The 6,244-nt window shown below is 65.2% G+C and carries 4 protein-coding genes and 2 rRNA genes; 5 read left to right on the top strand and 1 reads right to left on the bottom strand.

All coding sequences use genetic code 11. The features are described from left to right. A 23S ribosomal RNA gene (locus IP91_RS25865) occupies positions 1-72 on the top strand; the annotation flags it as partial. Positions 73-193: 121 nt separating this feature from the next. Beyond that, positions 194-306, top strand: a 5S ribosomal RNA gene (gene rrf, locus IP91_RS25860). Between the two features lie 117 nt (positions 307-423). Here the strand turns inward: rrf and IP91_RS25855 are convergent. After that, the gene (locus IP91_RS25855) at positions 424-1,167 is read right to left on the bottom strand and encodes an alpha/beta fold hydrolase (protein ID WP_145653507.1); all 744 of its coding nucleotides are present in this window, start codon (positions 1,165-1,167) and stop codon (positions 424-426) included. A gap of 131 nt (positions 1,168-1,298) precedes the next feature. Here IP91_RS25855 and IP91_RS25850 point away from each other — a divergent pair, with 131 nt between their 5' ends. From IP91_RS25850 to IP91_RS25840, 3 genes are all read left to right on the top strand, one after another. Beyond that, a complete protein-coding gene (locus IP91_RS25850; protein ID WP_145653505.1) occupies positions 1,299-1,970 on the top strand; it encodes a heavy metal response regulator transcription factor in 672 nt (223 codons plus the stop codon). Then, positions 1,967-3,385, top strand: coding sequence for a heavy metal sensor histidine kinase (locus IP91_RS25845; protein WP_158643207.1), 1,419 nt, complete (start codon positions 1,967-1,969; stop codon positions 3,383-3,385). Before IP91_RS25850 ends, IP91_RS25845 begins: the two co-directional genes overlap by 4 nt. 216 nt (positions 3,386-3,601) lie before the next feature. Continuing rightward, positions 3,602-5,962: a penicillin acylase family protein gene (locus tag IP91_RS25840; RefSeq protein ID WP_145653501.1), complete on the top strand. Its 2,361-nt coding sequence runs from the start codon at positions 3,602-3,604 to the stop codon at positions 5,960-5,962. Positions 5,963-6,244: the final 282 nt, after the last annotated feature.

Genomic DNA, 6,244 nt, shown 5'->3' with positions numbered 1-6,244 from the left:
TGATAGGTCAGGTGTGGAAGTGCAGTAATGCATTAAGCTAACTGATACTAATTGCCCGTAAGGCTTGTCCCTATAACCTTGACGGTTATAGTCAACAACAAGCATTTACCTGTGTTTGAGATACCCCACTTTACTTCTTCCAGATTCAGCAGTCGCGTTGCCCTATCGGGAACGAGACTGTGTACAAGTCATGCCTGATGACCATAGCAAGTCGGTCCCACCCCTTCCCATCCCGAACAGGACCGTGAAACGACTTTGCGCCGATGATAGTGCTGCAACCAGTGTGAAAGTAGGTTATCGTCAGGCTGTTATATAGAGAAACCCCCGTCAGTGATCTGGCGGGGGTTTTTCGCATTCTGGACGGATTAGTTGGTCGCCCGGCCGGCGAATGGAGGCTGGGCACTGTTCAGAAACGCGTCCTGGCTATTGCTTGCCCTGCGCTGCCTTGATGATCAGGTTGGCGATTTCAGCGGGATGCGACATCAGCGACAGGTGACCGGATGCCAGTTCGACTGTCCGCGCGCCGATACGCTTGGCCAGGAAGCGCTGCAGTTCCGGGTTGGTCGTGCGGTCCTGCGTCGATACGGCATACCAGCTCGGTTTGTCATGCCATGCGGCCGCGGTCGTACGCGAGGCGAACAGCGTATCGGCAATGCGCCCCTGCACTGCATACAGGCTGCGTGCCTTTTCTGCCGGCAGGTCGCTGGCGAAATCGCGCAGGAAGGATTGCTCGCTCAACTGTCCGAAACCGCCCGACTTCACCAGCCCGCTGCTGGCCGGCGCTGCCGGGAAGCGCCCTGCGAGTGCGCCGTAATCTTCCCCCGCATCCGGCGCACGCGCCGCGACATACACCAGCGCGGCCACTTTCGGGTCCGTGCCAGCCTGGCTGATCACCGTGCCGCCCCAGGAGTGGGCGGCCAGCACCACGGGTCCGTCCTGCAAGGCCAGCACGCGCTGTACCGCGGCGACATCGTCGGCAAGCGACGTGAGCGGGTTCTGCACCGAGGTCACATGCAGGCCCGCTGCCTGCAGGCGCGGGATGACTTCGTTCCAGCTCGATCCGTCGGCGTAAGCGCCGTGAACCAGCACGACATTGTGGATCGGTGCGGCTTGCGCAGCACCCGCGAACAGCATGGCGGCGGCGAGGCCGATGGGGGTGATTTTCATGACAGCTCCTTCTGGTGTTGGGATGGCTGCATGATGGGCCGCGTCGCCTGACCGGAACATGACCCGCAAATGACAGGATTGTCATCCGCGCCGGCGTCCATTCACGGCACAATCGCGGAAAGGAGAACGCGATGCGCATACTGATCGTGGAAGACGAGCCCAAGACGGGCGCCTACCTGCAGCAGGGCCTGAATGAATCGGGCTACCTGGCCGACCTGGCGGTGAACGGACAGGACGGCCTGCACCTGGCGCTCGAACAGGACTATGCATTGATCGTGCTGGACGTGATGCTGCCGGTGGTCGACGGCTGGACCGTGCTGCGCCGCCTGCGCGAACAGCGCAGCACGCCGGTGCTGTTCCTGACCGCGCGCGACGATGTGGCGGACCGCGTGCAGGGCTTCGACCTGGGCGCGGACGATTACCTGGTCAAGCCCTTTGCCTTTGCCGAACTGCTGGCGCGCATCAAGGCGCTGCTGCGGCGCGGGCCGGTGCGCACGCTGGACCTCATCCAGGTCGCCGACCTGGAAATCGACGTGCTGCGCCGGCGCGTGACGCGGGCGGGGAGCCGTGTCGAACTGACGCCGAAGGAATTCGCGCTGCTGCACTTGCTGGCCCAGCGCCCTGGCGAGGTACTGTCGCGCACCTTGATCGCCTCCCAGGTGTGGGACATGAACTTCGATTCCGACACCAATGTGGTGGATGTCGCCGTGCGGCGGCTGCGTGCCAAGATCGACGACCCCTGGTCCGCCAAGCTGGTGCACACCGTACGCGGCATGGGTTACGTGCTGGAGGCGCGTCCGTGACCGCGGGCCGGCCGCTTTCCATTACTGCACGACTCGCGATCGCGTTCGCGGCGATCGCAGTAGCCTGCTTCTGCGCCGTAGGCCTTTACCTGTACGACGCGCTGCATCGGCAGATGTCCGGGCGCGACGATGCCGAACTGCTCAACCGCGCGGCAGTGCTGCGCCATGTGCTCGCACGGCAGGCCAGCCCGGCGGCGATAGCGGCGTCACCCGCTGCAGTGATCAATACCGTGCTGGGGCAGCCTGGCCTGGCTTTGCGCATCGATGCGCAGGACGGGCAGCTGCTGGCATCGACCGCATCGTCGGCGCCGAGCGCCGCTTCGCCCCGTGTCCCAGCCGTCCGGATGCCAGTGGGGAAAGACATCCGGGATGGCAGCGCGGGATCGTCACGTGTGCTGGCCATGCTTGCCCGCACCGCCGATGCCGGCGTGGTGCGCGTGACCCTGTCGCGCCAGCGCTCCGATCGTCTCGCCATCCTGCGCCGTTATGTACCCGACTTGCTGGCCGCCCTGCTGGCCGGCACGCTCGTCGCGACAGGCCTCGGTTATTGGGCGGTGCGACGCGGCCTGGCGCCGCTGCGCCTGGTGATCGGCAAGGCGGACGAGATCTCGACCAACCGGCTGCGCGGCCGGCTGCAGGTCGACGAAGTGCCAGCCGAATTGCGGCAACTGGGCCAGGCCTTCAATGCGATGCTCGACCGGCTGGAAGAGGGCGTGCAGCGCCTGTCCGGCTTCGCGGCGGACCTGGCGCACGATCTGCGCACGCCGATCAACACCCTGCTGGTGGAGACGCAGGTGATGCTGTCGCGGCCCCGCACGCCGGAGCAGTATGAGGCGGCGCTCGCTTCGAACACCGAGGAATACGAACGCATCGGCCGCATGATCGAGAACACGCTGTTCCTGGCACGCGCCGACAGTGCCCAGCTGGCGGTGCGGCCCGAGCGCCTGGACCTGGCCAGGGAACTCGGCCGCATCGTCGATTATTTCGAGGGCGTGGCGGAGGAGGCCGGCGTGGCCGTGGCACTGCGCCACACGGAGATGCTGCCCACGCTGGAAGCGGATCCGATCCTGTTCCAGCGCGCGGTGAGCAATCTGGTGTCGAACGCGATCCGTCACAGCCGGGCAGGCAGCACCGTCGTCATCGGCACCGGATCGGGCGCCGGTGCTGCTCTCGTCACTGTGACGAACGACGGCGACGGCATCGCCGCAGACAAGCTCCACCTGGTCTTCGAGCGTTACTACCGCAGCGATCCCTCGCGGACCGGCGTACCCGATGGCGCCGGCCTGGGACTGGCGATCGTCCGCGCCATCATGCATCTGCATGGCGGTGAGGCCGGTGTGCACAGCTCGGATGGACACACCCGTTTCGAACTGCGCTTCCCCGCGCCCCTGGTATTGAAGGCCAGCCTGCATTGATCCGGGCCTGCAGTTTCACGTCGCTGCACAGTGCCATCAGCTCGTGCTGCAAGCGCAGAAGAAGTCGCCTGCACTGCCAACTCGCTTGGCCGCCTGGGACTGCTGGCCGGGAGGTGCGCCAGCGGAGTTCCCCCGCGTGGCCGGTGCCCGATTGAGGGCACGCAAGGCCCAGCCTCCGCGACTCCCCATGATGGACTGCTAATCCGGGAGTCGATCATGCGCAAAGTCCTGCTGATGCTGTTGGTTTCGACGCTGTTCCTGCTGGCGAGCTGCGGCGATCACGATGACCACGAGGCGCCGCCGCGTGCATCGACGAGGGCGGAGCTCACGCGCACCGCGTATGGCGTGCTGCATGTGCGTGCAGACGATTTCGCGGGCCTCGGCATGGGACTGGCTTACGCCTACGCGCAGGACAACGTCTGCATGCTGGCCGATACCTTTCTCACCGTGCGCGGCGAGCGCTCGCGGTATTTCGGTGGCGACGCCAAAGCGACCAGCGGTGCGGATGGCGAATACAGCGTCAGCATCGACTACCTCGACCAGCAAATGTTCGAGCTGCGCAACGAGGACAGCGATTTCTTCTTCAAGGCTTACCTCGATCTGCCACGCCTGCGTGCCGGCTATGCTGCCGGCAGCAGCGAGGTGACGGCACTGCTGCAAGGGTATGTCGCCGGCTACAACCGCTATGTGCGCGAGCATGCCGGCGATCTGCCGGCCGCCTGCCGCGGCGCCGCATGGGTCAGGCCGATCACGGTCGACGATATGTACCTGCTCGTTGCCGAGAAGGCGCTGCACGCGTCGGGCGAGGTCTTTGCGGGCGCCGTGCTCGCTGCCGCACGTGGCGCGGAGGGAGGGGCAGGCGTCCCCGCAACCTCGGGCGCGCCATGGCCGAACAACGCATTGGGCAGCAACGCCGTCGCAGTGGGCCGCGACGTGACCGCCGATGGCCGCGGCATGCTGCTGGCGAATCCCCACTATCCATGGTTCAGCACCGACCGCTTCTACCAGGTGCACCTGACGATTCCCGGCGTGTACGACGCAATGGGCGCCAGCCTGGGCGGCTTGCCGATCGTCGTCATCGGCTTCAACAAGGATGTCGCGTGGACGCACACCGTCACCAGGTCGACGCACTTCACCACGTTCCGCCTGCCGCTGGACGCCGGCGATCCCGCCGGCCTGACCTATCTGGTCGACGGCGCGCCGCGGCGGATGACGGAGCGCGTTGTCGATGTGGAGGTGCTGCAGGCCGACGGCACGCTGGCCACGCATCGCCGCGTCTTCCGCGACACATTGCTGGGCATGGTCATGGCCATCCCCGATGTACCGGTCGGGCCGGACGGCGTGCTGGTCCTGGGCGATCCGAACCGCGACAACACGCGGCTCCTCCAGCAGTGGATCGCGCTGGGCAAGGCCGACAGCGTGCAGTCCCTGCAGGCCGCGCTGGGCCGCGTGCTCGGTCTGCCATGGGTGAATACGCTGGCGGCGGACCGGCAGGGCAATGCGCTGTTTGCCGACTACAGCGTGATTCCGCATATGCCGGCCAGCCGCTTTGCCTCCAGCTGCCTGCTGTTCGCCCCGCTATTGCTGTTCGATGGCTCGCGCAGCGCATGCCATTGGGGCCGCGATCCTGGCGCGCCGCCTGGCATCTTCGCCGGCAGCAGCGCACCTGCGATGCTGCGTACCGATTATGTCGCCAACTCGAATGACAGCTACTGGCTGACCAACACCGGCCAGCTGCTGACCGGGCCGGGGGAGGGCTACTCGCCGCTGTATGGCCCGGTCGGCGTGGAGCAGCATCTGCGCACGCGCCTGGGCTTCCTGCAGCTGGATCAACGTCTCGCCCAGCCGGGAAAGATTGGACCGGGTGATCTGCAGGCGCTGTTGTTCTCGAACCGTGTCCATGCGGCGGAACTGGTGCTGCCGGACCTGCTGGAGGCCTGCAAGGGCGGGGAAGACGCGGCGCTCGCAGCCTCGTGCAGCGTATTGGCGGCGTGGGACCGCAAGGCCGACCTCGACAGTGCCGGCGCGGTGCTGTTCCGCGAGTTCTGGCTGCGCGCGTCGCAGCTGACTGACCGGTGGGCGGTGCCCTTTGACGCGGCCGACCCTGTCCACACGCCGCGCGGCATCGCCGACAGTGCGAAGAAGCCGATGCTCGCGGCGCTGGCAGCAGCGGCACGCAGGTTGCAGTCGCTCGGCATTCCGCTCGATGCGCGGCTGGGCAACTATCAGGCCGATGCGCGGGGTGGGGCAGCGACGCCAGTCCACGGCGGTATTGGCGACGTGGACGGTGTCTACAACGCACTGCATATGGCGACTGACCTGACGGCGCTTGGATACGGGAATGTCGTGTGGGGTACCAGCTATATCCAGCTCGTCGGATTCGATGCCCAGGGCCCGGTAGCACAGGGCCTGCTCGCATATGGCCAGTCAACGGACCCGCGCTCTGAGCACCATGCCGATCAGTTGCCGATGTATTCGGCAAAAACGCTGGTACCGCTGCCATTTACTGCTGAGCAGGTCCGCGCGGCAGGCATTCGCAGCCGCATCGTACTGGTCGACGAAAATATCCGCCGATAGTCCCTTGTGGAGTCGCATTTCGTTTGCTATAGTTCTGTCCCTCGCAGCGAACAACGCAGAAATGCAGAAGCAACGAGGTGTTGAAAGCGCCTGGCGTTGACGACGAAAGTAAGAAAAACGAGGGGTTGACGAGCTGCACGAAACACCGCATAATCTCATCTCTCTGCTGCTGACAAACACAACGATTTGTCGACGAACCGAAGGGTTCGACAGCGATGGCCGAAAGGCAGAATTCTTTAACAATCAACAGTCGATAAGTGTGGGCGTTTGATGGAGTGCCCG

Source organism: Pseudoduganella lurida, from assembly GCF_007830455.1.
Classification (GTDB): Bacteria; Pseudomonadota; Gammaproteobacteria; order Burkholderiales; family Burkholderiaceae_D; genus Rugamonas; species Rugamonas lurida.
This window is presented reverse-complemented; position numbering and strand designations above follow the sequence as displayed.

Coding starts and splice junctions, on each gene's coding strand:
- IP91_RS25850 (WP_145653505.1), top strand. CDS start 1,299: ATGCGCATACTGATCGTGGAAGACGAGCCCAAGACGGGCGCCTACCTG.
- IP91_RS25855 (WP_145653507.1), bottom strand. CDS start 1,167: ATGAAAATCACCCCCATCGGCCTCGCCGCCGCCATGCTGTTCGCGGGT.
- IP91_RS25840 (WP_145653501.1), top strand. CDS start 3,602: ATGCGCAAAGTCCTGCTGATGCTGTTGGTTTCGACGCTGTTCCTGCTG.